Here is a 26261-nt window from a genome sequence, read left to right as displayed (position 1 = left end):
CTAGCTCTCAAGGGTAAAATTTACCGTTATTCGATAAAAGACGCCTGTGATGTAATATAATCCATCGCCAAGTGACCCTGCGCTATGCGCTGAATGCGTCGGCTGCCGGATTGATGGGCCATGGCAAGTCCAGCCTCCTCGCAGAGTTGCGCGATCCAGCGGTCGAGAGCCTTCGCATCCGGCCACCCAGTCCAGTAATCCAGCGTCCCTTGCCGAAGGCGGACCGGTCGATCATCGAGTGCGCGCTCAAGAACGACCCAGTCCGTGCTGACCTGCTCCGACCAGATTTGCAGCGATCCGGCCTCAGCCAGCTCGATGGGTGCTTCGGGGCGCAGTGTTTCAACGGCGCTCACCGTGATACCGGATAGTCCCGGCGGCAGATCATCTGGCACGGAAAAATCCTCCGTGCGCGAGCCTGTGCGGGGGCCGAGGATCGTCCGCTCCGTAAAGTTCTGCATCACACCGCGCAGCGCATCGGTCCATGCAAAGAGGCCTGGAATGAAGACCAGATCCCGGTCGCCGAAATTATTGGCGGAGGGCGGCAGAATGTCGACCGCGAGTCCCGCGCGTCGCAAACCGCAATAAATGTCGAAGACAAGCCGGAAATAATCAAACTGCCGGTCCTGCGGCTGCACCTCCCACGCCCATTGCGAAGCATAGTCAAAGACGATCGCAACCCGTGCAGGCGGTAGTTCGTCTCCCGGCAATCGGTCGAGTTCTGCGGCGAGGGCTGTGATCTCGCGTCCGCCCTCTGATAATTCGCCGTCCGGACGCAATAGACCAGCATGGTTCTGTTCCTGGGCGAAAGGCGCTTGTCGCCACCGGAAAAAACAGACGACTTCTGCGCCGTGCGCAAAGGCTTCCAAGGCCCAGAGGCGGACCATACCCGGGGCCGGAGCGGGGTTGTGCGGTGCCCAGTTCACGGGTCCCGGCTGCTGTTCCAGCACCCACCACCTCCCCCGCCCCACGGCACGGTACAGATCGTGATGAAAGGCCTGAAAATCCGGATCGCCGCAGCGCATATGCGCGTACTTGAAAGCATCGTCCCGGTCCGAACGGTCTTCGAGAAAGCCGAGCGGGTAACTGTCCCATGTCGCAATATCGAGAGGCTGGCCGACGTCGAAATGATCGAAATCCGTGATCCGACCCATATAATTGTGCAGCAGCTCGGCGTCGGTCAATGGTCGAAGGGCGTCCACTTTCGCCTGATTGAAGGCAACGACCTGATCAGATGCGAAACGCCGGAAATCCATGGCATGAGACGGATTGGGTTCGGTCACCGTCAGGTTAGGCAGCTCGATCTGATCAAACGCCTGATAATCCATCGACCAGAATACATTGCCCCAGCGTTCATTCAGCGCGTCGATCGATCCGTATCTGTCTTCCAGCCAGCTGTGAAACGCATTCCGCGCGACGGGGCTGTAGGAGAGCGTCGTATCGTGACAGCCATATTCATTGTCGAGCTGCCAGGCTCTGATATGCGGGTCGCGGCCATAACGGCTACCAAGAATGGACGTGATGCGGACAGCTTCGTCACGATAGCCCGCATGCGAAAAATCATAATGGCGGCGCGAACCGAATGTTCGCGGACGACCCGCCGCGTCCCAAGCCAGCATGTCGGGATGCCGGTCTAGCATCCACCGTGGCGGCGTAGCCGTTGGTGTCGACATAATGACCTTCAGGCCTGCCTGTCCGAGTGTCTTGATCGCGCGGTCAAGCCAGCCCCATTCGAACTGACCCGGCTCGGTCTCGATCCGGCTCCAGGCGAACTCTCCGATCCGGACCCAGGACAGACCCATTTCGACCATACGCTGGGCGTCGTCCGCCCAGATCGTCTCAGGCCAGTGTTCCGGGTAGTAGCAGACGCCGAGTTCGGGCTTGCGGGTCCTAGCCATCGATCGGTGTCATCGCTTCTGGCGACCGTGAAAAGACGCGGTGTGCGTCCCAGATCGGTCGACGGCCCAAAAGGGTGCTCAGTAGCAGCGCGAAGGCGACGCCGCCGATCAGGCAGATCGCCATCACGTGAATATAGTGAAGGTCAATGCCGGGCGTGCCACCAAACGGGTTGGTCGCCCAGCCATAGAACAGAACGCCTGCAATGACAGAGGCGATCATCGCATTGGCACTGACATTGCGGAACAGCAGACCGACAATGAAGGCCGACAGGATCGGCATGGAGAGAAGGCCGTAAAGCTGCTGCACCGTATTGATGATCGATGCTTCCGGATTGTTGAAAACCGGGATCAGGGCAAAGCTCATCAACACCATGACAACCGAAACCCAGAACGACAGGCGGCGCACATTAGGTTTTTTGTTTACATAGGTCTCGTGAATATCCATCACCCAGAGCGCAGCCGAGGCGTTCAGAATCGAGTTGAACGTCGTCAGAACCGCAGCAGCGATCGCGGCTGCGAAAGCCCCTGACAGAAAGGCCGGCAGAATGTCTCCGACCAGTTGCCCATAGGCTGTATCGCCGACGTCTCCATAGAGTTTGAACGCCACAATACCGGGCAGCACGATAATTGGCGGCACGATCAAAAGGCGGATCGCAGCGGCGGCAAAAATACCTTTTTGAGCCTCGCGAACAGTTGGAGACGCCATGGCGCGCTGTGTGATCGTCTGATTGGTCGACCAGTAGAACATCTGAATGAACAGCATGCCGGTGAACAGCGTCGCAAAGGGGATGTCACTATCCGGCGCACCGATCAGCGTCAGCCTTTCCTTCGGAACCCCTGACAGGTCCCAGCCGATAGCGTTCAGAGCGATCACAGTCACGAGGATGGCAAGACCCAATAGAAGAACGCCTGAAAACGTGTCCGAGACGGCGACGGCGCGCAGCCCGCCAAAAATGGCGTAGGCCGCGCCGACCACTGCAAACAGGGCTGCGATGATATAGAGGCTGATGTCCAGATCGAACAGATTGATCATGAAAAGCGATCCCCCATAGAGAATGGCAGGCAGGAAAATGCCGACATTGCCCAACAGAAAAAGCACCGAGATCAGAGCGCGGATATGCGGATTCTCGTAGCGCCGTTCGAGCAGTTCGGTCGTCGTCGTGCAATTATATTTGTAATAAACCGGGATGAAGATCAGGGCGAGCATGAACAGGCCAACAACGGCAGCCAACTCCCACCAAGCGAGAAGCGCCATCTGCGCGCCATTCATGCCGACCAGCTGGTCAGTCGAGAGATTGGTCAGCGTAATCGACCCGGCGACAAAATACCATTTCAGGCTTCCGCCTGCGAGAAAGTAGTCGCTTTCTGCATTCTCACCCTCACCGCGCCCGATGGAATCCCGACAGAACCACCAAGTTGCCGCAGCAATGAGTCCGGTCAGACCGAGAAAGACCAGTACCTGTATCGAATTGAGTTCCACCTGCTTCCCCTTGTCCCCAGAACGTTCGTTAGCTGACTTTTTTTAGAATAAGAAGCTCTGCCGAAAAGTCTTCGGTGGGCTGATCGAGAGGCAGCCCGTAATGCATCAGCTGATTACCTTTATAGGACCGACCGTCTTGCAGGATGTAGGTTGCCATCGGTTCGAGGCCACGCAGTCGCACCTGCCGTATCGGCAAATTCGGCGCGTTCAGAACCTGGAAGGCAATCAGGTAGACTGTCTGACAATCTCGGCTGGTCTGCTGCCAGATCGTTTCCTGAGCCGTCTTACGCAATCGGTCGAACCGCGACCCAAGCCGGTCGGCCGCGCTTTTCCCAGACTGGCCCATGAACTGCTGCAATTGCGGTCGAGAACGCGCAATATCAGCAAGCCCAAGCGATATACCGTGGGCTGCACAAGGTAGTCCGGCCATATAGCGGGCCGATAGCGAACTGATACGTCCATTCTGATGATTGGGGGACGGGCCGATATAGGCCGCCATTACATCGGGCGGAAACAGATGCGAGGCCCCATTGATGATATCCAGCCGACCGACCGGGTCGCACATATCCGATATCCAGCCCTGCGGCATGTAGGACAGCATGCCCAGATCGAATCGGTTACCACCGGACGCGCAGGTCTCGAAAATCACATCAGGGTGGTCCTGCGTCAGACGGCCAAGCAGGCGGTAAAGCCCCAGCATATAACGATGCGCCCGTGCGCCGGACCCCAAATCGGTCATATTGCGGTTCATGTCCCACTTCACATAATCGATCGGAGCGGAGGCAAGCAGCGCATCGAGCCAAGCGTGAATATGGTCGACCACCTCGACTTTTGAGAGATCGAGCGTCAATTGGTGACGACCGCGTGATGGATCCCTGCCCGGGGCGGAGATCGCCCAATCCGGATGAGCGCGGTACAAACTGCTGTCGGGACTGACCATCTCGGGTTCAAGCCAGATCCCGAATTTCAAACCTCTGTCACGCACGTGTTGCGCCAATGCCGGGATCCCGGACGGAAAGCGCTCTGGGTCTGCAATCCAGTCGCCCAGTGCGCGACGATCATCCGTGCGCCCCTTGAACCAGCCATCATCCAGCACCAGCATCTCGACCCCGAGATCGGCAGCCTCGTCAGCTAGCTGCAGAACAGATTGTTCGCTGACATCGAAATAGGCTGCCTCCCACGTATTGAGATAGGTCGGGCGCGACGTATCCCTGAAGCGTTCCGGCGTAATCTTCGCCCGGATGAAGTCATGCCAGACATGGCTCAGTCCGCCGAGGCCGTCCGGGCTGAACCCGTGCAGCGCTTCCGGCGTGACGAAGTCTTCGCCCGGCTCAAGCGTCCAGTCAAAGTCGAAATCGTTCAAACCTGCCAGCAGGCGGATGCGACCGAACTCGCCGCGCTCCACACTAATCGAATAATTCCCGGAATAGATCAGCGTCATTCCGTAGCAGCGCCCCGTCACCTCGGTCGCATCCGCCTCGATCAGGGCCAGATAAGGCATATGCGCGTTACTGGATGTACCGCGCGTACTCTCGATCGTGAACCGGCCTGTCGGCAGAGAAAGGCGTTCCTCATTGAATTCGCGCGCCCAACTCCCGTGGAAATGCTGCACCGAATATTCACCCGGCGAAAGGTCCAACGCTGTCGACGCGACCTGCCGCAGACTGACGGGCCGCGAGCCGACATTACGGATGACGGAACGCCGGGCGATAACACCGTGATCGTTCCAGATTGTGTAGAACAGATCGACTTCGATCTGCTGTACCGCATCCTGCAAGGTCACGCACAGCGTCTGTGATGCATTGCCGCGCGCAGTCGGAAGGCTGTCTGCTGGCGGCTTGTCCAAGAGGAGAGCATGCGACTTGTACCGCAGACCCAGAACGGAATTGTCACGCGCGCCCAAATGCAGAGCCGGTGCGGAAAAATCGCCTTGTCCGGCGGTTGCATATTCCTGAGGCAGATCATTGAGGCTCAGCGTCTCATGATCCTTCAGCATCACTGTGCAGTGACGCAAGGGTAGAGACAGGGGCGGCGGCGCCTCCGCGAGGGATGGACCGAAACAGAGATGCTCCAGAACACCGCGCGCATTCACGCGCATCGCATAGGCCAGATGCGCATTTCGAAGGGTGAAAGTCGGGCCGTCCGTGATGGTGATCAGCGTCATTGGACGGCACTAGCCCTTTTCCAGCCGCTTCCCAAATAGTCTTACGACCAAATGGTCATGAGGAACCAAATGCCCTAAGGGCGCGGCATGCAGGACCCTCAACCCATTGCCCTAGCTTCGGGACGACCCATTTTTCGCCGCAACTTCACCAAGGCAGACGGGCGCAACCTGCTGCTTTATGGTTATGAGATCCATCGGGGCGACCCTGCGCCACAGGCTGGCGGTGCGGTCGCCAGAGGCGGCGAGTTGCGATTTCATCCGCTTCGGCAGGAATGGAACCTCTACGCGCCCCATCGTCAGAACCGGACGTTCAAGCCTTCACCGGCTGATGATCCACTCTCGCCGACACAGTCTGACGGACCGGAAACCGAAATCCCGTTTGACGACTTCGAGCTCGCCATTTTCGAGAACAAGTTCACCAGCCTCCACCGCGAGGCTCCGGATCCACAAACCATCCCTGGCATGGACAGTGCCGTGGCGCGGGGTCACTGCGATGTCGTTGTCTACACGCCACAACGCACAGGTAATCTGCACGATGTCGGACAGGCCACGCGACGCCTACTTCTCGCCGCTTGGTTGGACCGGTATTCGACCCTGTTTGCACAAGGCAATCACTTCGTATTGCCGTTCGAATCGCGCGGTGATGCGGTCGGTGTAACTTTGCATCATCCGCATGGGCAGATTTACGCCTTTCCTTTTGTACCGCAGGTTCAAAAAGCGGCAGCGCGCGGATTTCAGCAAGGCTATGATCTGGCTGCCCACGTGGCCGAGAACCGGGATGTCTATGCGGTTGCCGAAGCAGGAGGCGTTGATGCAGTGTGTCCACCTTTTGCCCGTTTTCCCTATGAGACATGGCTCGTTCCCCGTCGTCCCGTTCTGGGGCCTTGGGAGTTCAGCGAGGAGGAAGCGGACGGCTTTGCCTATCTTCTGGGCGACATGAGCCGGCGCTACGACGCGCTGTTCGGGGAAACGACGCCCTATATGCTATCACTTCATGCGGCCCCGGTCGGATATGAGACGGGTTGGCAATTCAGCGCGCAGTTCTACCCGCTCATGCGCGCACCGGGACGGATCAAATATCTGGCGTCCGTCGAGCAGGCCACAGGCGCGTTTACCGTCGACGTTATGCCGGAACGCGCCGCTAAAGAGCTATCCGCCATATGATCGAAACGACGTTTCACGAGGCCTTCGGTCATGCGCCAGACGCCACGATTTTTACGCCGGGGCGAGTGAACCTGATCGGAGAGCACACGGACTATAATGGCGGCCAGGTTCTGCCGACGGCGTTGCATCGCGGCGTGACGCTGGCCGTCTCGTCCCGGATGGATAGACGCGTGCGCATCATATCTGAGGGATTTGACGGCCTGGCCGATCGCTTGCTGTCCGACACGGCGCAGGACCACTGGTCCGACTATATTGTCGGCGCGTTACAGCTCGCCAAAGCGCAAGGTTTTGGCCCCGAGGGTGCAAATGTGGCAGTCGCCACCGACCTTCCTGTCGGTGCGGGACTATCCTCTTCGGCAGCCGTCACAGTCGGTACGCTGGACGCGGCGCAGGTACTATCGGGAACAGAGCGGCCCCGCCGCGACATCGCCTTGCTGGCTCGACAGGTCGAGAATGACTTTATCGGCGTCCCGTGCGGAATCATGGACCAGATGGCGGTCGCTATCTCGAAACCTGGTCAGGCGCTTTCACTCGACACGAAAACTCTCGACTATGAGCTGATCGACCTGCCCAAAGATTATCATTTTGCGGTGATCCACTCCGGCATTCACCGCAAGCTGAGCGATGGTCGCTACAAGATTCGCAAGGAGGAATGCGACGCGATCAAGCGCATCATCGGCCATGATGACATCTGCTTGATCAGCAAAGCGGCGCTGCGGGCGCTATCAGAGGTCGATCCGGTCCTTTTTCGTCGCGCGCGACATTGCCGCGTTGAACACATGTCGACGATCTTGGCCGCCGCAAAACTTCATAACGAAGACATTCATGACATGGAGGCCTTCGGTATTCACATGAATGAGAGCCACCGTTCCATGCGGGACGATTTTGAGATCACGGTGCCTGCGATCGACTCACTCGTCGAGGATGCACAGGCGTTCGGCGCTATGGGAGCCCGCATGACGGGCGGCGGATTTGGGGGCTGTATGGTGGCCTGCGTCGCCAAAGACCAGGTCGAGGTCTGGAAAGACAGGTTGCTCCGCGCCCACCCTGCAGCATCATGGGTCTGCTAGGTCGACCATTTCAGCCTTTCAGGTCCGCGCGGCTGGCCTCTAATCGACGTTGGGCGCGATCATCGGCTTCCAGTTTTTCGGACGCGATATCGAGTGTCAGGCGCTCGCGTAACAGCGTGTCGCGTTGCCTCACGACCTGCTCCCGCTCACGGTTCAACTGTCCTGATAGCGACCGGGCGGTATTACGTGCCATGGCAGCCCGCTGAAAACCGCCAGCCTGATCCAGGGCCCCGTCGGTCTGGTCGTCAAGCTGTGTCAACTTGCGGATCAGAACAGCCTCTCGGGCATTGAGTGCATCGATCTGGGTTTGCAGGGCCGCACGCTTCAGTGTGACGAGCGTTCGCAAGGCCATGGCTAGTAGCTCCCGCGGCGAGAGAGCGTTTCGGCCAGATGGATGGCCGAAGCGACAGCGGCGTAATGCTCTGGCTGGATCGCCTCGCCGACAGGGACTGTTGCATGCAGTGCCCGCGCGCAGGGTGGATCGGAGTGAATTAGAATGCCGTGTTCTTTGGCCTTTTCGCGGATGGCAAAGGCCATGCTGTCGACGCCCTTGGCGACACAAACCGGCGCGCCACCCGCAGCGCGATCCCATTTCAGCGCAACCGAATAGTGGGTCGGGTTGACGATGACCACATTCGCCATGGCGACATCCGCCAGCATCGTTGAATTGGCGATTTCGCGCGCTCTGGCCCGCCGCTGGCTCTTCATCAACGGGTCGCCTTCATTCTTCTTGTTCTCATCCTTGACCTCTTCGAAGGTCATGCGGAGCTTCAGCAAATGGGACCATTTGGCAAAGGGCAGATCGACAGCCGCGATCAGACAGGTCGCCGCTGCCATCCAGCCTAGCAGCAACAGGCTTTCCCCTGCCAGTTTGGAGAAAAGATAACCTTCAGGCCGCCCGATCTCGTGACTGACTTCGCCAACCAAGCGGATCAGATACGCGCCTGCAGCGACACAGATGACCACCAGCTTGACCGCGCGCTTGGCGAATTCCGCCATGCCGTCCCGACCATATTTCTGTTTGGCGTTCGAGATCATTCCAATCTTCGACAGTTTGGGCTGCAGCTTTTCCGGCGCAAAGACAATGCTACGCTGGGCGATCATGGAGACAAAGACGGCGACCACGAGAATGAGCATGATCGGCACGAATGTCAGCGCAATCGCTCCCAGAAGATCAGTCGCACCGCCTGCCGTCAAAACCAGTTCCCCGGCACGTTCAGGGTAGGTCAGCAGCCCTGAAAACCGCGACATCAGATTGAGCCCGAGCGATCCGCCCAATGTCATGATGGCAATGGCGATGCCGAGATAAAGCGCTAGCGAGGCCAGCTCTGCCGACTTGGCGACATCGCCTTTCTTGCGCGCATCATCGATCTTGGCCTGGGTCGGCTCAAAACTCTTTTCCTGACTGCTGTCATTTTCTTCGGACACGCTAGCTGGCCTCCACCATCAAGGCACCGACTGCTTCCACCCAGGCCATCATCATGGCGGAGGCGCAGATCACGAGCAGGAACAGGCCGGCCAAGGTCATGCCCGGCAGACCGACAAAGGATACGAGCAGCTGCGGCATGGCCCGATTGAGAAAGCCGAGAATAAGATTGTAGGCGAAATTCAATATGACGAACGGCAGAGCCAGCGACAGGCAGAGCCTGAGCAGACCGACCGTTATCTGGGTCAGCCAGTTGGCGGAAACCTGCATATCCAGAACCGTACCGACAGGCATGTCGGTAAAACTCCCCGCCAGAACTCCGATCAGTTCGATATGCAGATTCATGGATACGAGCAGAGTGACACCCGCCAGCATCAGCATCGTGCTAATCGTTGTATTGGGCTCCGTCGCAATGCCTTCGCCCAGCACCTGAGACAGAGAGAGGGACTGCGAAACGATCATGCCGAGGATCTGCAGCGCGTGAACCGCAAGACGCAAAGCAAACCCCAGCACGAACCCTGTCAGTGCTTCAGTGATGATCAGCTCAAACGCACTGCTATCGCGTAATGCCAGCAGACTGTCTTGCAGGACGGGGAAAAGAAGGAAGGTACACAGCGCCGCAATCCCGATGCGCAGGCGTGCCGGCACGGCGCGTTCGCCAAAGACCGGCACCAGCATAAAGAATAGCGACAGACGTGCGAACAGACCGAAGATAGGCCATATCAATGTGACGAGTGGGCCAAAGGCTTCGGCCAGTGCCGACAGAAGTTGTCCAGCGCCAGCCACGGCTAGTTACGCCGATCCGAGAATAAGCGGTTTTTCATTGGCGGCGATTTCGGCGTAGCTCAGCACGGGATTTTTGACGCCCTTCGTCTTCAGCACGGATCGTACGAAACGACGCCAGTGCCCGGGGGCGGCGATGACGGCGTAACTGCCCGTTCGTGCGGCCTGATCAAGCTGCGCGCGGACATCATGGGCGAACTGATTGAATTCATCCGGCGACAAGGCAATGTCGGAGCGGCCTGCGTCGTCGCGAGTTTCGCGCTCACCCAGCTTGGCGGACCAACCATCGCCGATCCGGACGATCGGCAGCTGACCCGTCTCATTCCGATATTGACCAACGAAATGCCGCGCCAGACGCTGACGGGCGACATCGGTGATGGCTTCGGCATTCAGGTTGGCCGATTTCCCATCCGCCACCGTTTCCAGAAGCAAAGGCAGGTTGCGAACAGAAATGCGCTCTTCCAGCAGCAAACGCATGACGGAGTGAAGCAACTCCACCGGAGCCTTGTCGGGGAAGAATTCCTCCATCAGTTTCTTATTGCCTTCGGCGCGGTCAGATTCGGACACGGCCTTGAACGCGTCCAGCGTTTCGCGCAGGGCGCGTCGGGTCAGCAAGGCCGGCAGATTGTCCTGAATCACTTCCAGCAAATGGGTCGCGAGGACTTCGACCGGTGCCACCGTCGTCACACCAAGGAGCGTCAGCTCGTTCTCATGAGCCGGTTCGACCCATCTGGCCGGGGCTTTGAAGACCGGTTCCTGCGTCGTTTCTCCGGGGATGTGCGTATGCTCGCCGGCTTCGACCAACGCCAAGCGGCGGTCCGCCATCAGAGTCTGCGTCGCCATGTCGGCACCGTGCAGTCGGATCCTGTAACTGTGCCGCGGCAGTGACGGATCATCGGACAGGCGGATCGGCGGCAGGATAAAGCCGTACTGGGTCGCGATATATTTTCGGATTTTCTGAACGCGCTTATCGACGCCGAAGTCCGACCCCATGACGGTACCGACCAGATCGCGCGACAATTCGACGGAGAGTTCGTCCAGATCGAGCATGTCGCCGATCGTCGGTTCCGGCGTCGCTTCGGGTATGGCCGCCGCCTCCGCACTGTCCTGCTCCGCTTTCTGCTTCTTCTGCCAGCTAATGACAGCCATCGTGCCCAGCCCTGCCGCGCCGATCATGAAAGGCACGACCGGCAAGCCCGGAAAGGCGGCGAAGACCACCATGATCCCGGCTACAGCCGCGAGGGCTGAAGGGTGACGCCCGAACTGATCGAGCAAGGCGAGATCGACCGCGCCGTCGCCGCGCCCGCGAGACAGAAGCAGACCTGCGGCAACGGAAATGATGACGGCCGGAATCTGGCTGACCAGGCCGTCGCCGACGGTCAGAATTGCGTAATTGGAGACCGCCTGTCCGAATGACAATCCGTGCATGCCGACACCGATCGCAATACCCGCAAACAGGTTGAGGAGCGTGATCAGAATACCGGCGATGGCATCGCCCTTCATGAATTTCGACACACCGTCGAGCGAACCCAGAAAAGCGGTTTCTTCCTGTTCGCGCTCACGCCGGGCGCTGGCTTCCTGATGGCTGATTGCGCCCGCCGCCAGATCGGAATCGATCGCCATCTGCTTGCCCGGCATGGCGTCCAGTGCAAAGCGAGCGCCGACTTCCGCCATCCGGCCTGCACCTTTGGTGATGACCATGAAGTTGACGATCACGAGAACGGAAAAGACAATCAGGCCGATCGCGATATTGCCGCCCATGACGAACATGGCGAAGCCTTCGATGATCGACCCAGCTGCATCCGTTCCCGTATGGCCTTGCCCGATGATCAGTTTGGTCGAAGACACGTTCAACGACAGACGCAAGAGCAGCGAGGCGAGGAGGACGGAGGCAAAGGCGGAAAAATCGAGCGGCTTTTCGATGAACAGCGTCATCGTGAAAATCAGAATGGCGAAGGCGAACGAAATCGCCACGCCCATATCCAGCACCCAGGCAGGCATGGGCAGGATCATCATGACGATGACCGCCATGAGACCGACCGCAAGACCGACCGTTGCGCCGCGTGATTTCACTGGGCTCAATCCTCCCTAGCCGCCTGCAACGATGGGAATGACCTGATTGTCGAACAGAGCCAGACAGATATTGGTCATGAAGCCCAAGGTCAGAAACATCACGACGAGCATCGCCGCGAGCTTCGGCACGAATGTCAACGTCATTTCCTGGATCGATGTCAGCGCCTGCACCAGACCCACAAGTAGACCCACGACCAGCGCCGAGATCAGCAATGGCATAGCCATCAGCGCCGTCGCCCAGAGGGCTTCACGGAGCAGGTTCAAAACCCCCGTTTCGTCCATGATCAGAAGCCTCCGGCCACTAGATGGGCATCCGCAGGAGTTCCTGATAAGCTTCGACGACACGGTTGCGGACTGTAACGGCCGTTTCTAGGGCCATTTCCGCATTGGCCAGCGCTTCGACCACAGACTGCGCGTCCGTCGTCCCGGCGGCATATTGCTGCGTCGTCGTTTCGACGGTCTTCATAACGTCGGAGAAGCTCTCGACGCCTTTGGCCACCATGCCGCCATCCTGGTTCTGCGCACCTGTCTGGGCTTCGGGGGCAGTGACCCGCTTGGCCATCCCATAATGACGGGCGGCACCTGACAGGGCGGCGGAATTCGATGTAATATCCACGACCTACTCCTTAGCGACTCAGCAGACCCAGAAGGCCGCGATACATTTCACCGGCCTGCCGGAAGGTTGTCAGATTGGCTTCGAAAGAGCGGCTGGCTTCGCGCGCATCCGCCATCTCGATAATCATATCGACATTGGATTTTTCGACAAAGCCTTGATCATTGGCGAGTGGATGATTGGGGTCATGCATCATCTCGCCCTGACTTCGATCCAGGGTCGGACTGCCGGCCTGTACGGTGGTCGTTCCTGTGGTCATGTCGAGCTGCTGTGTGAAGCTCATCATCTTGCGCTTGTAGCCATGCGTGTCCGCATTGGAGAGGTTTTCAGACGCAACAGACAGGCGCTGTGACTGCGCGCGCATGCCGGACGAGGCGGCGTTCATTGTCTGGGAGAGGGGGTCGATCATGAGCGAGAAATCCTTTCTTCGCGAACCATCCAGTTAAGGCGTCAGATCACAGGTTCTTTCCGACTGCGGTTTTCATGAGGCCGAGTGTGCTGCGATAGATGGAAACGGCCATCTGGTGATCCTGCTGCGCCTTGGCGCCGCGCATCAGCTCGTCTTCGAGGCTGACCGTATTGCCATTGGGCGAGCCGGCGGACAGGCGTTCGATGATCGGCATTGGATCGAAACCGGACCCTGCAGGTTGCTGTGTCTGCGCCTTCATGACTTCGGCAAAATCGGCAACATCGCGCGCGCGGTAGCCCGGCGTGTCGGCATTGGCGATATTTTCAGAGATAAGGGCATGTCGCGTGGCCGCGTGACGGGCCATGGACGATGATAATGCCAGCATCGAGACGGGATGCTGTCCCGCATTTGGAATCGGGGGCGCCATATTCTGCAATCCTTGCAAGCGACGTTAATTGTGTGTTGAGATTTAGGACAGATGGTTAAACCAATGGTTAATAGACCTGTAACGGTTTTCAGCCGCCCTTCCTTTCGACCTTGAAGGTCCATGACATGACACGGCTGCAGGAGCAGACATTGTCCGAACTCAGCGCCGCGTTTGACGCGCCGCTGCCGCGTGTCGTCACACGAACCGGCACTGTCCTGTCCTGCGCCGGGCAGACCGTGCAGGTCGCCGGGCTGTGTGGACAGGCTGGGATTGGCGCCCGCATGGTCATTGACGGAACACGGCGCGGCGATGTGATCGCCGATGATGGCCAGAGCGTCACGGTTGCCCTCTACGGATCAAGCCAGGGACTTACGTCGGGCCTGCGCGCAGAACTGGTTCCGGAATCCGCCCTTCGCCCCGGGCCGGACTGGCTTGGCAAGGTCTTGGATTATGACGGCCGCGATGCTTTCGGGACGCATCCGCGCCCCGGACAGGACGCCGTCGATCTTTTTGCGTCTCCGCCGCCTGCCGGTCACCGACGGACACTGGGCGGGCGTCTGACAACGGGTTACGCCGCCATCGATACATTTCTGCCCCTCTGCCGGGGTCAGCGTATGGGCCTGTTTGCGGGGTCCGGCGTCGGCAAGACCTCTCTGCTGGGCGGTCTGGCGCAGGGCAGCAATGCGGACGTGACCGTCATCGCCCTGATTGGAGAGCGTGGCCGCGAAGTTCGGAGCTTCGTCGAAGAGGTCGTCGGCCCGGACGCGATGCGAAACACCGTTGTATTTGCCGCCACGTCCGACCAGCCGCCTGCCGCGAAATTGCGTGCCGCACGACTGGCCATGGCCACGGCGGAACGGTTCCGCGACCAAGGACAGCATGTCCTGTTCCTGTTCGACAGCCTGACCCGGTTTGCGCAAGCCCACCGCGAAGTCGCGCTATCAGTCGGGGAAACACCCGCCTTGCGGGCTTTTCCGCCATCAACCTTCCCTGCGCTTGCCAGCTTGTGCGAGCGGGCAGGGCCTGGGGCGGACGGCACAGGAGGCGATATTACGGCCGTCTTCTCGGTCCTGGTGCAGGGATCCGACATGGAAGAACCCGTCGCCGACACGGTAAGGGGTATTCTGGACGGTCACATCATTCTTGACCGGGCCATCGCGGAAAGTGGCCGCTATCCCGCCATTGACATCGGGCGCAGCATTTCCCGCGCCCTTCCGAATGCGGCCAGCGAAACGGAAAATGCGCTACTGTCATCAGCCCGGAGTCTGCTTCGCAGCTATGAAGATGGGCGCCTCATGGTGCAGTCCGGTCTCTATGCAGCGGGCTCGGATCCAGTGCTCGATAAGGCGGTCGCCTGCCACCCACAGTTCGACACCTTCCTGCGCCAGCGCAATATCGCTACGATCGATGAGAGTTTTGCGGGTCTGCAGAATGCGATCGGCGTGACCGGCTAGTGTCGTCTCGACGCTAGACGGCGTTGGACAGGATCAGGCTGGACAGGCTTTGCGACCCGAAACCAGCCCCTGCACTCAGCAGTGTCAATGCGCTTGCGCCCGGCGTCAGCGCGTCGGGTCCGTTCTGCAACTGGGTCTGCAAGATGAACTTGCGGACTGTGGTCTGTACCCCTTCATCCGTCGCCAGAATGGCACGCGGGTCCGATCCGATCTGCTGTTCGGCGCGGTTTTGAAGATAGTCGGCCTGTTTGTCGACATCGAGGTTCGCAAACCCGTCCGGCAGGATGAATGCGGCCTGGAAGACTTCCATCAGCGGCGCACTGCCGATGACCTTGAACCAGAAGGATCGATCAGACGCGGCATCGCGAGCCAGATCACCGATTTCTTGCTCGAAATTCAGAGCCAGTCGCAAGGTCGGCTCCTGTTCGCCGACGGCCACTTCGAACGCTTCGTCTTGATAGGCCTGGATCAGATTATCGACTTCCGTATCGCTCAGCCGGATCAAACCGTCGGGATCGGCCTCGAAGGTTCGAGACAATTCGATGAAGTCTGTATTGTTCAGACGTCGCGCAAAGCCTTGCGGATCATCCGGGCCATCCGAAATAATGCGTCGAATAAAAGCGCCCTTGTCGATTTCGTCCTGCAAGCCGAAGCTCTGCAAAACGGGTCGCAGGAGCTGCCGATCGCCCATCAATTCGTCGAGCGTGAAAGGCTGAGTCAGTTTTTCGCGCATGCCATCGACATTGCGCTGGATATCGGTTGAAGACTCGAAGGTCGCTTGCTGCCGCTCCCGCGTCTCCTGCAGGAAGGCCCAACCCGGCAGCGAGCCGCCAATCAGACTGGGCGGGATCGGCATGGCTTAACTCGCAGCCGCCAAAGGCATGGCTGATGTTCCTGGTTCGACGGCGTCCAAGCCTAGCAATTCCGCCTCGATCGGCAGAAGCGGCTTCAGGCGGCAAAGGGACGAATAGATCCGTCCATCGACCCAGGCCTTGTAGGATTTGAACAACATCTCATCGAGTTTCGTCCCGTCGAAAACCGCGCTGAGCGTGCGGTACTGCGCTTCAATGGCATCGCTGACATCGTCGCTCGACGCATCACCGGACAGCAAAGTCTGGATGGCGCTATAGAGGCGCGTGACAGGTGTGCGGACTTCACTTGGATGAATGACGTCGGACAGACGCAGCACATTAATGCCCTCGCCTTCGACGCAGATCTGACCGCGCTTCGGCCCATTCGACAGAAGGGCGCCATTGACCAGAAACTTTTCGTTCGGTTTCAGACTGATAAGCAGACCGGCCATAATATTCCCCTATGCCGCAGACTGCGCGTCAGCGACCTGACCCGGCCTGCCGAGCAGGCCTTGCAGAATTGCCGTGTTGATTTCGAGCAGAATATCGACCGTACCACTGCCGGTATAAAGCGTATGCGTATGATACCGGACGAACCGTGCGAGTGTCAGGAGCTGGCTGGCCAGCTGCGGAGCGGTCTCATTATCGGGATGCGCCAGGTCGACTGTCAGCAGGTCCCAGAGACGTAGATTTTCGGACAAGACTTCGGCGGCATCGCCGGTCAGTTTGAATTCGGGGCCCGCATAGGGCGTGAGCTTGGCGATAGCGGTCTGGAACACTCTGACTTCGATGTCGCGACCTGAACCGGTCGCCTGTCCCATATTGCCGTAAGCGCTTTGTGCGTTGAAGGCGTGGGAGGTCATGAGTGCCATAGCGAAATCCTGTGCTATCGGAGCGTCGGGTCCGACCACGCATCAGGCGCGGCTGGTTTGAGTGTTTCCCGGCCCAGAGAGCCGGGAAACGAAGTCGTTAGCGTCTAGCCAGTTCCTATCGGAACAGGCTGAGCAGGGCCTGTGGCGCCTGGTTGGCAATCGACAGAGCCTGAACACCCAGCTGCTGCTGAACCTGCAGGGCCTGCAGACGGGCAGAGGCTTCTTCCAGATTGGCGTCCGTCAGCGTCGAGATACCAGCTTTCAGGCTGTCACCCAGCGAGGAGACAAACCCGATCTGGTTATCGATACGCTTCTGCTTGGAACCGAACTGGGCGGCAGCGTCGATGGCGTTTCCGAGAATGTTCTCGATATCGTTGAGCGCCATAGCGGCGTTCCCGGTAGAACCGACATTGATGCTGTTCAGTCCGGCCAGAGCGCCACCGGCGACGTTGACACTGGTCTGTGAGGTGATCGTCGTCGTGACGACCCCGGCATTGCCGTTGACGAGTTCCACGACATTATCGCCCGTACCGCTGATCTGAGCCGTCACGTTGGCGACGCCTGCACCGTTGATCGCGGAGACCAGCTTGTTGGCCAGCGAGTCGTGATCGTCGGAAGCACCGGCCGTCACGGCAACGGTTTCACCACCAACGGCGACCGTGTAGATGTTGCCTTCGGTCACGGCGACACCTGTCGCAAACGTGTAGGCGTCGGCCGTTGTGTTGGCAGCGACGCTGGCGCCGGCCGCAGTGATACCGCCGACAAGCGCGCTCGTCGTGCCAGCGTTAGTTGTCAGGTTCTGCTTATCAACCGAAATCTGACCTGCATTGACATTACCGGCCGCGTCGCGGTTCAGCGAAGACAGGATGTTGATGGAACCGCTGCTGTTCAGCAGGTTCTGACCGTTGAACTGAGCCCCTGCAACGATAGACTCGATCTGGGCGATGGACTCATTGATGTCGATCTGGATCTTGTCCTTGTCGACATTGTTTTCCTGAGCCGCGATAATGTTGTCGCGAATGTCCTGAAGGTTGGTCACGACTTCTTCTGCAGCGGTGCGGGCAACGCCCACCGTTGCGGAACCGAGGTTCAGCGAGTTGCTGATCTGCTCGAAGCCGGCGACGTCGGATTCCATGACTGTGGAAATTGACCAGATCGCGGCATTGTCTGCTGCGGAGTTGATCGACTTACCGGTCGAGATTTCGTTCTGAACCATCCCGAGGTTCTTGTTGATGCCCTTGAGGGTATCGAGCGCCACCATGGCGCCAAGGTTTGTGTTAATGCTGGACATTGGATCTCACCTAATGAGCGGGCAGTTTCCCGCGTTAATATTACTTCGACGCATTCCTTGCGAAATGGCGGTCGAAGGTGACCAAGTCGTCCTGACGATATGGCCGGTAGAACCGACCGCGCTCTCCTGAGCTATGACTCTGTTTAGGATAGAGATTATAACAAGAAGTGAACCTAGAGTGTTTTGTTGTAGGGCGAGGCGAAGTTTTTCAGTGCTACGGGCAATCCGTTCGCTGTATAGGCCCCAACCTGATGCTCTGCGGCGTGCAATCCATCCAGGCGTGCGCGCGCATCACGCGCCCCGTTGAGGGCAGATGCCAGCAAACCCCGCGCACGTTCCGCACGGCTGCGGATTCCTGCCATGGCACGTTCGATCGCCACGCTGTCTGTTCCAGGCAGTTTCAGATTGAGCCGGACTTCATCCAGGCCCTTCATCGCTTCGGCAGTTTCGATCTGAACATTATGCAGCTCGGTAAAACGACCTTCCTGCAGGATTTCAATCTCTGCCAGAAGGGCCCGGTCAATGCGCGAGAGCATGTCGAGAAGGGGCTGCTGTGCCATCATCCTTCACCTGCTTCGTAGCGTTCAAGCTGCTTATATATAATGTCGGCCATACCGATGCCGCCGCTCTGGGCCATTTCTTCAGCCAGATGTTCGACGAAGAAACTGCCGAATGCCGACGCCATTTTTCCTTCGCCAGAGGTCAGCGCATCCGCCAGTCCCGAATGAGTCAGCATTTGCGCGATAAAGGCGGCTTCGAAATCCATCGCCACCTGCTCGACCGCATTCTTTTCAGCAACCGCTTGCGGCACACTGATTGAGGAGGTCGCGGGGCTGTTGCTCAGCAGACTGGACGAAATCGGATCGATCATATCGTCAGAATGACGCATCGCCGTAAACTATAGGTAAACCATATTCGTTTTACTTTAGGCCCATGGACGCCCTTCCCAATGCGCTTGCGCCGACGTCAACACCCCTCCGGTCGGTCCAGGCTGACAGTGGTGCGGAGCAAAACGGCACAAATGACACACTCCCCGACAACAGCTTTGCTGAGGCTTTGAACGAACAGGGCGCGACCAAGGACAATAGCGCTGATACGCCTGCGAAAACTCTGCCCGCAGGTCGTTTTACGGGCGACACATTGGTCGACAGCGATCTGCCACACGCTGACGTCAAACCCGATATCATTCCCATTGCCGACATCAACGGAACGGAACGCATTGAAGCGGATCCCACCGCGCCTGCGGTTGCGACCCAGCCGCCCCTGAGTTCTGATCCGGCAGCAGCCAATCAGCCCGCTACAGCAACGCGCAATGAGCCAAATCCAGATAACACGCTGATGGCTGCCGATCTTTGGGTCGCACCGGGATCGCCGACCGATCCCGCCACACAGCCGGGACGAGGCGCTGCCATCGCAGCGAGAGCTCCCTTAACGGGTCCTGTAACGGGCGCAGCACCTCCTGACGCTGCACCGCAGACGCAAGCAGGTATAGTCACGCCCCCTGCGCCACATACGGTCGACGCTATCCTCCCTTCCGCAGCCGATCCGACGATTGACGCAGATCGCCACGCGCAACAGGTCGCAACGACGCCATCAGGCACCCGCGCCCAGGCACCTGCATCCGGATCAGCGCTCGTGGCGGGTCAGATCGACGCCTCTGCACCGCAACAGGCCGCGCAAGCTGCAACGCTGACCCCTATAACGATTGGTGTCGCACCAGCCGATAGCGCAGAGTCCACGACGCGAACAATACAGATCGCCAAGCCGGAAACGACACCCATCGCAGATGTAACTGGCGACATTGAGGCACGCGTGGCAACAAAGGAAACCGTCATCGTCTCGGAACCCGGTCGCCCTGCGATCGAGACCTTGAAGGCGAGCGATTTGCCAACCATCAATACCTTATCCAGCGTGACTGGCGACACGGTCTCGACGCCGAAAACTCTGCCTTTGACGCCGCAAGCGCCCGTCCCGACACCGATCAGCGGACTGGCCGAACGCATGGCGGCCAACTATATTCAAACGACACCGAGCATGGCCCCCGTCACATTGGACAAGCTCCCGCAGACTGTCGTGGCACTGACGCTCAACGCACGAAGCGCGACATTGCAGATCGACCCGCCCGAACTCGGCCGGATCCAGCTCGAGTATCAATTTGATACGCAGGGCCGGACCGTCGTGACGCTAATTCCGGAATCAGAGGCTGCACGCGCGGCTCTGATCGACCGGATGGCGGCTATCAGCGCGGCGCTGTCGCAGAATGCCTCGGGTGAAGTCGACGTCAGAATGGGGGATTCGAGCGATTTCGCCTTTGTCCAGGACGATGGGACGTTCGCCGATGGATCGTCTGATCAAAGCGGCCGCGACACATCGGAAGCCGGTCAGAGCCACACGCAGTCCAGTCAACAAAGCACACAGACACAGTCTTTCACACGCGGGTCGTCCGGACAGACCGACCGGCTTCACATCCTTGTCTAGGACGGACTTATGGATATTTCATCACTGACTCACTTCGCCCAGACCAAGGAGTCTGCCGTGCGACTGGCCAATGAAGGCACGGCGACTGCGGAGGATCCCGCCGGGACTGGCGAGAGTGGTAGCAATACGGATTCCGTCGCGCAGGACTTCGATACGTTTCTGGAGCTGCTGACCGCACAGATCCGCAATCAGGACCCGCTTGCACCGCTCGACTCGACTCAGTTCGTCGAACAGCTTGCCACCTTCTCCAATCTGGAATTGCAGGCAAAGAATACGCAAATTCTGGAGAGCATTGCCTCGATGCTGGCTCAGCAGCTGGCACTGGGATCGGACGGCGCGACAGCCCCGTCCGATAGCTGAAACCTAACGATCCTGCCGCGACAGGTCGAGGATCAGCACATCCTTGATCCCATCCTTTGCAATCTCATGGGCCGCCCGGATCAGCGTTTCGCGCAGGACTTCATAGGTGTCCGGAGACGTCAGATCCCCGTCCAGATAGCCCGTATCGGACAAGGCCAGTAATTCGCGGATGAACGCATCCCGAAAACGCGGTTCCATTCGGAACAGATGGTCGCGCTCCTTGGCCGACACTTCCAGACCTATATTCAGCAGAACCAGTGCATGGACCGTATCGTCCTTGAGGACCGGGACCACGAACTGGCGTTTGAATTTGAGGAATTCCGTCTCGCCTGCATAGCTTGCTTCACCGCCATGACCGCCCTTCTCGGCTTTGCCGTGGCTGTCTTTTTTGGGCTTGGCATGCGCATCAGCCTTCACCTCATGTGTGTCGCCGCTGGCCGGGGCTGAAGGACGCACAATGTCCGCCACCATGACGCCGCCAAATGCGCTGACGCCTAGAATGGCTGGAAAGAGAATGGCTTTCATGGCCGCCTCCTAGAACGGGATCACGGTATCGAGGACCCGGGTTCCGATTTTGTCATTCGTCGTTCGCGAGACGGACCCGCTGCCGTCATACCCCACTTGAGCATTCGCGATCTTGTCCAGCGTGATGACGTTACGACGGCTAATATCCTCGCGACGCACGATTCCTGACACGAACAGTGTCCGGGCCTCGCCTTCGACCTGAACATTCTGTCGGCCGATGATCACCAGATCGCCATTCGGCGTGATTTCGGCCACCTGAGCTGCGAGCGTCAGTGACAATGTCTCTCCCCGGCGCAACTGTCCATTACCATCGACTGTAGAATTACGGGTCAGATCGACAGCCGGGTCGAGCGTTGAATTATTGGGCAGGATCTCTTCGATCAAGCTGCCGATGCCAAACAGGTTCGGCATGGAGAACCCTTCCGCCGAACTCCGGTCCGTTGCGACGGAAGCCCGCATTTCCGCACGATCGTCAATATTGATCTGGACCGTCAGAATATCACCCGGCCCACGGGCGCGGCGATCCCCGAACAGGGATTCCGGACTGTGACTCCATAGTGATGCCGTCTGGACGGGCTGCGAGTGAACCGCAGGTGTCGGCGCAGCGTAGGCGATGGGAGCGGCCTGGACGGTCGTCACCGCCTGAGGCGCGCGACTATGCGCACAGGCTGTCAGCAACATGCTGCCAAGAAGCGTAACGGCCAGAGACCGCCGTCCTGAAACGCGTGAGTGAAATAAGCTTGCTGTCGTAAGCGTTCGGCTCATGGTGTGACCTCGACTAATCCGGGACCGACGATCCGGCCCGTAATGCGTTTGCGCGATGAGCTGTTCATGACGGCGATCCGGGCACCATCACCGCCTTCATCCAAAGCGCGCCCTGTCGTTTCCATCGTCAGCGGACCCTGCCGGAAAATAAGCGTGACGGTTTCATTGCGTTTGACCAGCAAGGGTTCACGTACATGCCGCGGGGTCAGCACGGCGCCAGCGCGAACAGACCGGGTCAGTTCCCACCCGACATAGTCGTCCTGTGCGTAGGGACCGGTGACGTCTGCGGGGCGCAATACGGCACCGCGCTGCAAGGCGCGGGTCGTCGTGACCTGATCGCCTGCACTGGTCGCGCTTGCGGCGAGTGGCGACAGGCAGAGAGCCAGAAGAAGCGCTGTGATGGCGATGAGACGGGTCATGGCTATCGGATCCGCGTCGTCGCGGCGAGCATTTCGTCAGCTGCCGTGATGATCTTTGAGTTCAGCTCATAGCCTCGCTGGGCTTCGATCAGTTCGGAAATTTCCTCGACGACATCCACGCCGCTATCTTCAAGATAACCTTGGCGCATGACGCCAATCCCTTCCGTTCCGGCGGCCCCATTGATCGGGGCACCGGACGCTTCGGTTTCGCGGTAGAGATTGCCGCCCAGCGCTTCGAGGCCCTTGGTGTTGGCAAACACATTCAGGGTCAGCGTACCGATCGTCTGGCCGGCCGTCGCATTATCGAAATAGGCAACGACCTCTCCGTCCTGCGAAATCGTCAGCCGGTTCGTGTCATTCGGTATTGTGATCTGATCAGCCAGCGCATGGCCGTCGGAATTGACCATCAGGCCTTCCGCATCGCGGTAGAATTTCCCGTCACGCGTGAAGGCGGACTCGCCGTTTGGCTGAATGATTTCGAAGAATCCGCGCCCTTCGATGGCGAGATCGAGATCGCCGCCCGTCTGACTGAGGGCTCCCTGAACGATTTCCATCGAAACCGTGGTCGGGCGAACCCCCATTCCGATCTGAATGCCGGCGGGCACCGTACTGCCAGTTTGCGAACTGAGCGTTCCGGGTGTCTGATATTGCTGATAGATTAGATCGGCGAATTCGGCGACGCGCGGCTGATAGGCCGTCGTACTCATATTCGCGATATTGTTCGAAATGACGTCGACCCGCATCTGCTGGGCGGCCATGCCGGTTGCGGCGATTTTCAAGGCGTTCATCCTGAAGCCTCCTTTTCCTAAAGTTATCCGTCTTAGGGGTTATCCATGATGGGTTAGCTCATCTGTCTGACTGTCTGAGCGACGCTACGGATGCGGTCATCTTCCAGGTCCATGAGGGATTGACCGGCATCATAATGTCGCTGCACCTCGATCATCCGGGCCATTTCCAGCACCGGATTGACGTTACTCTGTTCTAGGAAGCCAGAAACGATCTTTGCCTCTTCCAGCGGTCGCGTGTTGGGCGCATTCCAGAGGTTGCCGCCTTCACGTACCAGCGTATCCGGCGCTGCGGTCACGACGCCGATACGGCCATATTCGATGCCGTCAGACGAAATCGTACCGTCCAGCCCGACCTGAATGTTCGCGGCTTCCAGCGGTATGGCGATTTCACCACCTCCCGCACCCATAACGGCATTGCCTTGCGGGTCGACCAGAACTCTATCCGCATTGAGCATGAAATGACCCGCACGGGTCAGGCGAGGGCCTGCATTCGTCTGAACCTGAAAGAACCCATCACCGGAAATCGCCATGTCGAGCGCGCCGCCAGTGGATTTCAGTCCGCCATCGGAGAAATCGGTCGCATGTGCGCCCAGTCGGCCCATGGACAGACTGTCGCCACCCAAACCTGCTGCACTGCCATTTTCAAGTCGGCTGATAAATTCGGTGAAGACACCGTGCTCGGCCTTGAAGCCGGTCGTGCCCATATTCGCGACATTGTTGGCCACGGTCGAAAATTCACGCATAAGCCCGGATTGCCGGGTCAGCATGGTGTAAATGGCATTATCCACGGGCCAATACCTCCTGAAATGTCGTCAGATCCTCTGACAACTCGCCAAGATAGGTTTCGAGATCCGGACCGCTCAACCCGTCGGGTGCGGACCTCTGATTGAAGGGCGATGTGAACTCGGCCGTTTTCGTCTGGCTATCGGCGCGCGCCATGGCCGTAATCCGGTCCGCTGCCGCCTTGGACAGTTGCGCATCAATGGTCAGTCCCTGCGAGCGCAGACGGTCGATCAGATCCAAGCTCAGCACCGCGTCCATCGCGGAGCCGGTTTGCAGGGTTGTGATCAACCGTGCGGAAAGGTCCCGCTTGAGGCTGTCATCGTCACCGAGCTGCTGCGGATGTTGCAGGACGGCGGCCAGTTGCGCGATCTCGCCGTCTTCGACGGACTGGGCCAGAAGCCGTTCGCGTGCGTGGGTCCGCAACACTGGATCGGGACTATCGGACAGGCGTGTCAGTTCTTCCCGGTTTTCCGAGATCGCATCCATCTTCCGGAGCATGTCGATGGCATGAAACTGTTCGGGTCCGTCGCGATCGGCCACCCAGGACAGACGGGCACGCGCGCCGACAGGGTCGCGTGCAACGCGCAATATGCCTTCGAGCAGAACATTTTCAGGCTGGCTGTCATGACGCGCCTGATTGTGCAGCCGCGCATCACTGAGTGTATCGGCGACACGCCGGGCGAGACGATGATTGTCCGCCATGCCGGCCCGGATCGCAATCTGCATACCGACTGTGCGCCGCAGCGGGGCGTCCATTTCGGCCAGAGCGTTGGACAGGGCCGCTTCCGTATCGGCATTCAGCACCCGGCCCGGAGTGGCAAGAACCTGCCACGGCAGGAATGTCGGGCCGCAAAGCCCCGCATTTTCCAGGTCCACCTCCAGCTCTCCGCCCGCATAGGACGGATCCGTCAGATCGGCGAGTGAACGTGCCAGCGGCGCCAGTGCGGCGTCGTCCTTGGCGATTTCGGTATATAGACCCGCGGCAAAATCACCTTGCCCGCCATCGAAAAGCGGTGCCAGCGCCATGCAATCCGCGGACAGGTCCTTGGATGTCGTGGCAGGGCCGTCCGCCGATTTAAGTGGGGCGGTTTCTGGCCGCTCCTTCATCTCGACCAAGCCACTGCGGCCTGCGACTTCGAGCAGGTTTTTCAGATTTTCGACCTTCGTGTCGAACGCTTGCTGATCCTTGTCCCCCGCAAACGCAGAAGGCCCGAGCGCGAGAGCGCTCAGGCTAACTGAGAGAATGAGGATCGTTCTCCTCACGCGGCCTGTTTCAGCGCTTTGATAGCGTCCTCCACTTCGGTGAAACTCGGCCGACTGCCGTGCGGCGCGCTCCGGCGCGCTACTTCGATACAAAGATTGGCGTCATTCTTATGCAGCCGTGAAACCAGAACTTCGCGCATCAGCCCGTAGAAGAAAGCTTCCTGTTCGCGGATCTGCGCCACACGTGTGGCTAGCGGACCGACCAAGGCATAGGCCAGGAAGACTCCAAGAAACGTTCCGACCAGTGCGCCGCCGATCATCTGACCCAGCACTTCCGGGGGCTTGTCGATCGACGCCATCGTCTTGATCACACCCAGAACGGCGGCGACGATCCCCAGTGCGGGCAGAGCATCGGCCATGCTCTGCAGCGCGTGGCTTCCGTGCATCCGCTCTTCCTTCATGGTCTCCAGTTGCTTGTCGAGCAGCTCTTCGACCTGATAGACGTTGTCGAAATTCATCAGCATCGAGCGCAATGTGTCGCAGATCAGCTCAACGAAATCGCTGGATGCGAGAATGCGCGGATATTTCTGAAACAGGCTCGAATTCTCAGGATCTTCAATATGCGCTTCCAGATCGACCGGGCTCTCTTCAGTCAGACGGATCAGCTCATGCATTAGGCACAGAAGATCGGCATAATCCTGCCGCTTCCATTTTGGCCCTTTGAAGACGGCAACGATGTCACCCAGCGTCGATTTCACGCCGTGCATGTCATTACCGCAGACAAATGCCCCGATCGCAGCGCCTCCAATCATCATCATTTCGAAGGGCAAGGCATGCAGAATGATTTCGAGCTTGCCGCCCGCCATCATATAGCCGCCAAAGACGCAGATCAGTGTTAAAACGATGCCGATAATGGAGTTCATATGTCGTCGTTACAGGATGGGAGTTAACTCAACGCTAAGTGTGGA

At 59.0% G+C, this 26261-nt stretch carries 29 protein-coding genes; 5 read left to right on the top strand and 24 right to left on the bottom strand.

Translation table 11 applies throughout. From position 1 onward, the window contains the following. Positions 1-26: 26 nt before the first annotated feature. Genes AB6B39_RS05120 through AB6B39_RS05110 form a run of 3 tightly spaced genes read right to left on the bottom strand, consistent with a single transcriptional unit; the run spans position 27 to position 5539 of the window. Positions 27-1895 (bottom strand): beta-galactosidase, encoded by a 1869-nt coding sequence (locus tag AB6B39_RS05120; RefSeq protein WP_284372934.1) that lies wholly within the window; start codon positions 1893-1895, stop codon positions 27-29. Then, the gene (locus AB6B39_RS05115; protein WP_284372936.1) at positions 1888-3375 is read right to left on the bottom strand and encodes an SLC5 family protein; all 1488 of its coding nucleotides are present in this window, start codon (positions 3373-3375) and stop codon (positions 1888-1890) included. Before AB6B39_RS05115 ends, AB6B39_RS05120 begins: the two co-directional genes overlap by 8 nt. Positions 3376-3403: 28 nt before the next feature. Beyond that, positions 3404-5539: an alpha-galactosidase gene (locus AB6B39_RS05110; protein ID WP_284372938.1), complete on the bottom strand. Its 2136-nt coding sequence runs from the start codon at positions 5537-5539 to the stop codon at positions 3404-3406. 87 nt (positions 5540-5626) lie between these two features. Here AB6B39_RS05110 and AB6B39_RS05105 point away from each other — a divergent pair, with 87 nt between their 5' ends. Both AB6B39_RS05105 and galK read left to right on the top strand, forming a co-directional pair. Next, complete coding sequence (locus AB6B39_RS05105; protein WP_284372941.1) at positions 5627-6703, top strand: hypothetical protein; 1077 nt, start codon at positions 5627-5629, stop codon at positions 6701-6703. Continuing rightward, positions 6700-7773, top strand: coding sequence for a galactokinase (gene galK, locus AB6B39_RS05100; protein WP_284372943.1), 1074 nt, complete (start codon positions 6700-6702; stop codon positions 7771-7773). The genes AB6B39_RS05105 and galK overlap by 4 nt, the downstream gene beginning before the upstream one ends. A 10-nt stretch (positions 7774-7783) precedes the next feature. Here the strand turns inward: galK and AB6B39_RS05095 are convergent, their stop codons facing one another. Genes AB6B39_RS05095 through AB6B39_RS05060 form a run of 8 tightly spaced genes read right to left on the bottom strand, consistent with a single transcriptional unit; the run spans position 7784 to position 13504 of the window. Then, the gene (locus AB6B39_RS05095; protein WP_284372945.1) at positions 7784-8125 is read right to left on the bottom strand and encodes a hypothetical protein; all 342 of its coding nucleotides are present in this window, start codon (positions 8123-8125) and stop codon (positions 7784-7786) included. A 2-nt stretch (positions 8126-8127) separates the two neighbouring features. Continuing rightward, complete coding sequence (flhB, locus tag AB6B39_RS05090) at positions 8128-9201, bottom strand: flagellar type III secretion system protein FlhB (RefSeq protein ID WP_284372947.1); 1074 nt, start codon at positions 9199-9201, stop codon at positions 8128-8130. A gap of 1 nt (position 9202) precedes the next feature. After that, a complete protein-coding gene (locus AB6B39_RS05085; protein WP_284372949.1) occupies positions 9203-9985 on the bottom strand; it encodes a flagellar biosynthetic protein FliR in 783 nt (260 codons plus the stop codon). A 6-nt stretch (positions 9986-9991) separates the two neighbouring features. After that, positions 9992-12055: a flagellar biosynthesis protein FlhA gene (locus tag AB6B39_RS05080; protein ID WP_284372951.1), complete on the bottom strand. Its 2064-nt coding sequence runs from the start codon at positions 12053-12055 to the stop codon at positions 9992-9994. Positions 12056-12070: 15 nt separating this feature from the next. Next, entirely contained in the window at positions 12071-12340 is a 270-nt protein-coding gene (locus AB6B39_RS05075) for a flagellar biosynthetic protein FliQ (RefSeq protein WP_371398758.1), read from the bottom strand. A 16-nt stretch (positions 12341-12356) separates the two neighbouring features. Then, a complete protein-coding gene (locus AB6B39_RS05070) occupies positions 12357-12671 on the bottom strand; it encodes a flagellar hook-basal body complex protein FliE (protein ID WP_284372956.1) in 315 nt (104 codons plus the stop codon). Between the two features lie 10 nt (positions 12672-12681). Next, positions 12682-13077 carry a flagellar basal body rod C-terminal domain-containing protein gene (locus tag AB6B39_RS05065; protein WP_284372959.1) on the bottom strand — a complete coding sequence of 132 codons (396 nt, stop codon included), beginning with the start codon at positions 13075-13077 and terminating at the stop codon, positions 12682-12684. Between the two features lie 46 nt (positions 13078-13123). After that, complete coding sequence (locus tag AB6B39_RS05060; protein ID WP_284372961.1) at positions 13124-13504, bottom strand: flagellar basal body protein; 381 nt, start codon at positions 13502-13504, stop codon at positions 13124-13126. Positions 13505-13629: 125 nt separating this feature from the next. Here AB6B39_RS05060 and AB6B39_RS05055 point away from each other — a divergent pair, with 125 nt between their 5' ends. Then, the gene (locus AB6B39_RS05055; protein WP_284372963.1) at positions 13630-14958 is read left to right on the top strand and encodes a FliI/YscN family ATPase; all 1329 of its coding nucleotides are present in this window, start codon (positions 13630-13632) and stop codon (positions 14956-14958) included. A 13-nt stretch (positions 14959-14971) separates the two neighbouring features. Here AB6B39_RS05055 and AB6B39_RS05050 read toward each other — a convergent pair whose 3' ends face one another. From AB6B39_RS05050 to AB6B39_RS05025, 6 genes are all read right to left on the bottom strand, one after another. Next, complete coding sequence (locus tag AB6B39_RS05050; RefSeq protein WP_284372965.1) at positions 14972-15814, bottom strand: DUF1217 domain-containing protein; 843 nt, start codon at positions 15812-15814, stop codon at positions 14972-14974. Between the two features lie 3 nt (positions 15815-15817). Beyond that, the gene (locus tag AB6B39_RS05045; protein ID WP_284372967.1) at positions 15818-16261 is read right to left on the bottom strand and encodes a flagellar biosynthesis repressor FlbT; all 444 of its coding nucleotides are present in this window, start codon (positions 16259-16261) and stop codon (positions 15818-15820) included. 9 nt (positions 16262-16270) lie between these two features. Beyond that, positions 16271-16681, bottom strand: coding sequence for a flagellar biosynthesis regulator FlaF (locus tag AB6B39_RS05040; protein ID WP_284372969.1), 411 nt, complete (start codon positions 16679-16681; stop codon positions 16271-16273). A gap of 115 nt (positions 16682-16796) precedes the next feature. After that, positions 16797-17972 carry a flagellin gene (locus tag AB6B39_RS05035; protein ID WP_284372971.1) on the bottom strand — a complete coding sequence of 392 codons (1176 nt, stop codon included), beginning with the start codon at positions 17970-17972 and terminating at the stop codon, positions 16797-16799. 173 nt (positions 17973-18145) lie between these two features. Continuing rightward, a complete protein-coding gene (locus tag AB6B39_RS05030) occupies positions 18146-18535 on the bottom strand; it encodes a hypothetical protein (protein ID WP_284372974.1) in 390 nt (129 codons plus the stop codon). Further along, positions 18532-18861, bottom strand: a complete 330-nt coding sequence (locus tag AB6B39_RS05025) for a rod-binding protein (RefSeq protein ID WP_284372976.1) — start codon at positions 18859-18861, stop codon at positions 18532-18534. Before AB6B39_RS05025 ends, AB6B39_RS05030 begins: the two co-directional genes overlap by 4 nt. Before the next feature lie 44 nt (positions 18862-18905). Between AB6B39_RS05025 and AB6B39_RS05020 the strand changes: the two genes are divergently transcribed. Beyond that, positions 18906-20450, top strand: coding sequence for a flagellar hook-length control protein FliK (locus AB6B39_RS05020; protein WP_284372978.1), 1545 nt, complete (start codon positions 18906-18908; stop codon positions 20448-20450). A gap of 9 nt (positions 20451-20459) precedes the next feature. Next, on the top strand, positions 20460-20810 hold the full coding sequence (locus AB6B39_RS05015) for a flagellar hook assembly protein FlgD (protein WP_284372980.1): 351 nt from the start codon (positions 20460-20462) through the stop codon (positions 20808-20810). Positions 20811-20813: 3 nt separating this feature from the next. On the opposite strand, the gene AB6B39_RS05010 is transcribed toward AB6B39_RS05015, so the two are convergent. The 7 genes from AB6B39_RS05010 to motA are packed head-to-tail and all read right to left on the bottom strand — an operon-like array spanning position 20814 to position 26216. Then, positions 20814-21335 (bottom strand): flagellar basal body-associated FliL family protein, encoded by a 522-nt coding sequence (locus AB6B39_RS05010; RefSeq protein ID WP_284372982.1) that lies wholly within the window; start codon positions 21333-21335, stop codon positions 20814-20816. A gap of 9 nt (positions 21336-21344) precedes the next feature. Then, entirely contained in the window at positions 21345-22100 is a 756-nt protein-coding gene (locus tag AB6B39_RS05005; RefSeq protein ID WP_284372983.1) for a flagellar basal body L-ring protein FlgH, read from the bottom strand. Continuing rightward, on the bottom strand, positions 22097-22519 hold the full coding sequence (flgA, locus tag AB6B39_RS05000; protein ID WP_284372984.1) for a flagellar basal body P-ring formation chaperone FlgA: 423 nt from the start codon (positions 22517-22519) through the stop codon (positions 22097-22099). Before flgA ends, AB6B39_RS05005 begins: the two co-directional genes overlap by 4 nt. A 2-nt stretch (positions 22520-22521) precedes the next feature. Then, positions 22522-23307 carry a flagellar basal-body rod protein FlgG gene (flgG, locus tag AB6B39_RS04995; RefSeq protein ID WP_284372986.1) on the bottom strand — a complete coding sequence of 262 codons (786 nt, stop codon included), beginning with the start codon at positions 23305-23307 and terminating at the stop codon, positions 22522-22524. A gap of 53 nt (positions 23308-23360) precedes the next feature. Further along, positions 23361-24095, bottom strand: a complete 735-nt coding sequence (locus AB6B39_RS04990; protein WP_284372988.1) for a flagellar hook-basal body complex protein — start codon at positions 24093-24095, stop codon at positions 23361-23363. Next, a complete protein-coding gene (locus AB6B39_RS04985) occupies positions 24088-25353 on the bottom strand; it encodes a hypothetical protein (RefSeq protein WP_284372991.1) in 1266 nt (421 codons plus the stop codon). Before AB6B39_RS04985 ends, AB6B39_RS04990 begins: the two co-directional genes overlap by 8 nt. After that, positions 25350-26216, bottom strand: a complete 867-nt coding sequence (gene motA / locus AB6B39_RS04980) for a flagellar motor stator protein MotA (RefSeq protein WP_284372993.1) — start codon at positions 26214-26216, stop codon at positions 25350-25352. Before motA ends, AB6B39_RS04985 begins: the two co-directional genes overlap by 4 nt. Positions 26217-26261 lie beyond the last annotated feature (45 nt).

Source organism: Algimonas porphyrae (assembly GCF_041429795.1).
In the GTDB taxonomy this organism is placed as follows: Bacteria; Pseudomonadota; Alphaproteobacteria; order Caulobacterales; family Maricaulaceae; genus Litorimonas; species Litorimonas porphyrae.
This window is presented reverse-complemented; position numbering and strand designations above follow the sequence as displayed.

Excerpts from the sequence above, each read along its gene's own strand:
- galK (WP_284372943.1), top strand. The coding sequence starts at position 6,700 with ATGATCGAAACGACGTTTCACGAGGCCTTCGGTCATGCGCCAGACGCC.
- AB6B39_RS05005 (WP_284372983.1), bottom strand. The coding sequence starts at position 22,100 with ATGAGCCGAACGCTTACGACAGCAAGCTTATTTCACTCACGCGTTTCA.
- AB6B39_RS05045 (WP_284372967.1), bottom strand. The coding sequence starts at position 16,261 with ATGGCCGGTCTGCTTATCAGTCTGAAACCGAACGAAAAGTTTCTGGTC.
- AB6B39_RS05120 (WP_284372934.1), bottom strand. The coding sequence starts at position 1,895 with ATGGCTAGGACCCGCAAGCCCGAACTCGGCGTCTGCTACTACCCGGAA.
- AB6B39_RS05055 (WP_284372963.1), top strand. The coding sequence starts at position 13,630 with ATGACACGGCTGCAGGAGCAGACATTGTCCGAACTCAGCGCCGCGTTT.
- AB6B39_RS05060 (WP_284372961.1), bottom strand. The coding sequence starts at position 13,504 with ATGGCGCCCCCGATTCCAAATGCGGGACAGCATCCCGTCTCGATGCTG.
- AB6B39_RS05030 (WP_284372974.1), bottom strand. The coding sequence starts at position 18,535 with ATGATGGCACAGCAGCCCCTTCTCGACATGCTCTCGCGCATTGACCGG.
- AB6B39_RS05040 (WP_284372969.1), bottom strand. The coding sequence starts at position 16,681 with ATGGCACTCATGACCTCCCACGCCTTCAACGCACAAAGCGCTTACGGC.
- AB6B39_RS05010 (WP_284372982.1), bottom strand. The coding sequence starts at position 21,335 with ATGAAAGCCATTCTCTTTCCAGCCATTCTAGGCGTCAGCGCATTTGGC.
- flgA (WP_284372984.1), bottom strand. The coding sequence starts at position 22,519 with ATGACCCGTCTCATCGCCATCACAGCGCTTCTTCTGGCTCTCTGCCTG.
- AB6B39_RS05035 (WP_284372971.1), bottom strand. The coding sequence starts at position 17,972 with ATGTCCAGCATTAACACAAACCTTGGCGCCATGGTGGCGCTCGATACC.
- AB6B39_RS05095 (WP_284372945.1), bottom strand. The coding sequence starts at position 8,125 with ATGGCCTTGCGAACGCTCGTCACACTGAAGCGTGCGGCCCTGCAAACC.
- flgG (WP_284372986.1), bottom strand. The coding sequence starts at position 23,307 with ATGAACGCCTTGAAAATCGCCGCAACCGGCATGGCCGCCCAGCAGATG.
- AB6B39_RS05020 (WP_284372978.1), top strand. The coding sequence starts at position 18,906 with ATGGACGCCCTTCCCAATGCGCTTGCGCCGACGTCAACACCCCTCCGG.
- motA (WP_284372993.1), bottom strand. The coding sequence starts at position 26,216 with ATGAACTCCATTATCGGCATCGTTTTAACACTGATCTGCGTCTTTGGC.
- AB6B39_RS05015 (WP_284372980.1), top strand. The coding sequence starts at position 20,460 with ATGGATATTTCATCACTGACTCACTTCGCCCAGACCAAGGAGTCTGCC.
- AB6B39_RS05065 (WP_284372959.1), bottom strand. The coding sequence starts at position 13,077 with ATGATCGACCCCCTCTCCCAGACAATGAACGCCGCCTCGTCCGGCATG.
- AB6B39_RS05105 (WP_284372941.1), top strand. The coding sequence starts at position 5,627 with ATGCAGGACCCTCAACCCATTGCCCTAGCTTCGGGACGACCCATTTTT.
- AB6B39_RS05110 (WP_284372938.1), bottom strand. The coding sequence starts at position 5,539 with ATGACGCTGATCACCATCACGGACGGCCCGACTTTCACCCTTCGAAAT.
- AB6B39_RS05050 (WP_284372965.1), bottom strand. The coding sequence starts at position 15,814 with ATGCCGATCCCGCCCAGTCTGATTGGCGGCTCGCTGCCGGGTTGGGCC.
- AB6B39_RS05025 (WP_284372976.1), bottom strand. The coding sequence starts at position 18,861 with ATGCGTCATTCTGACGATATGATCGATCCGATTTCGTCCAGTCTGCTG.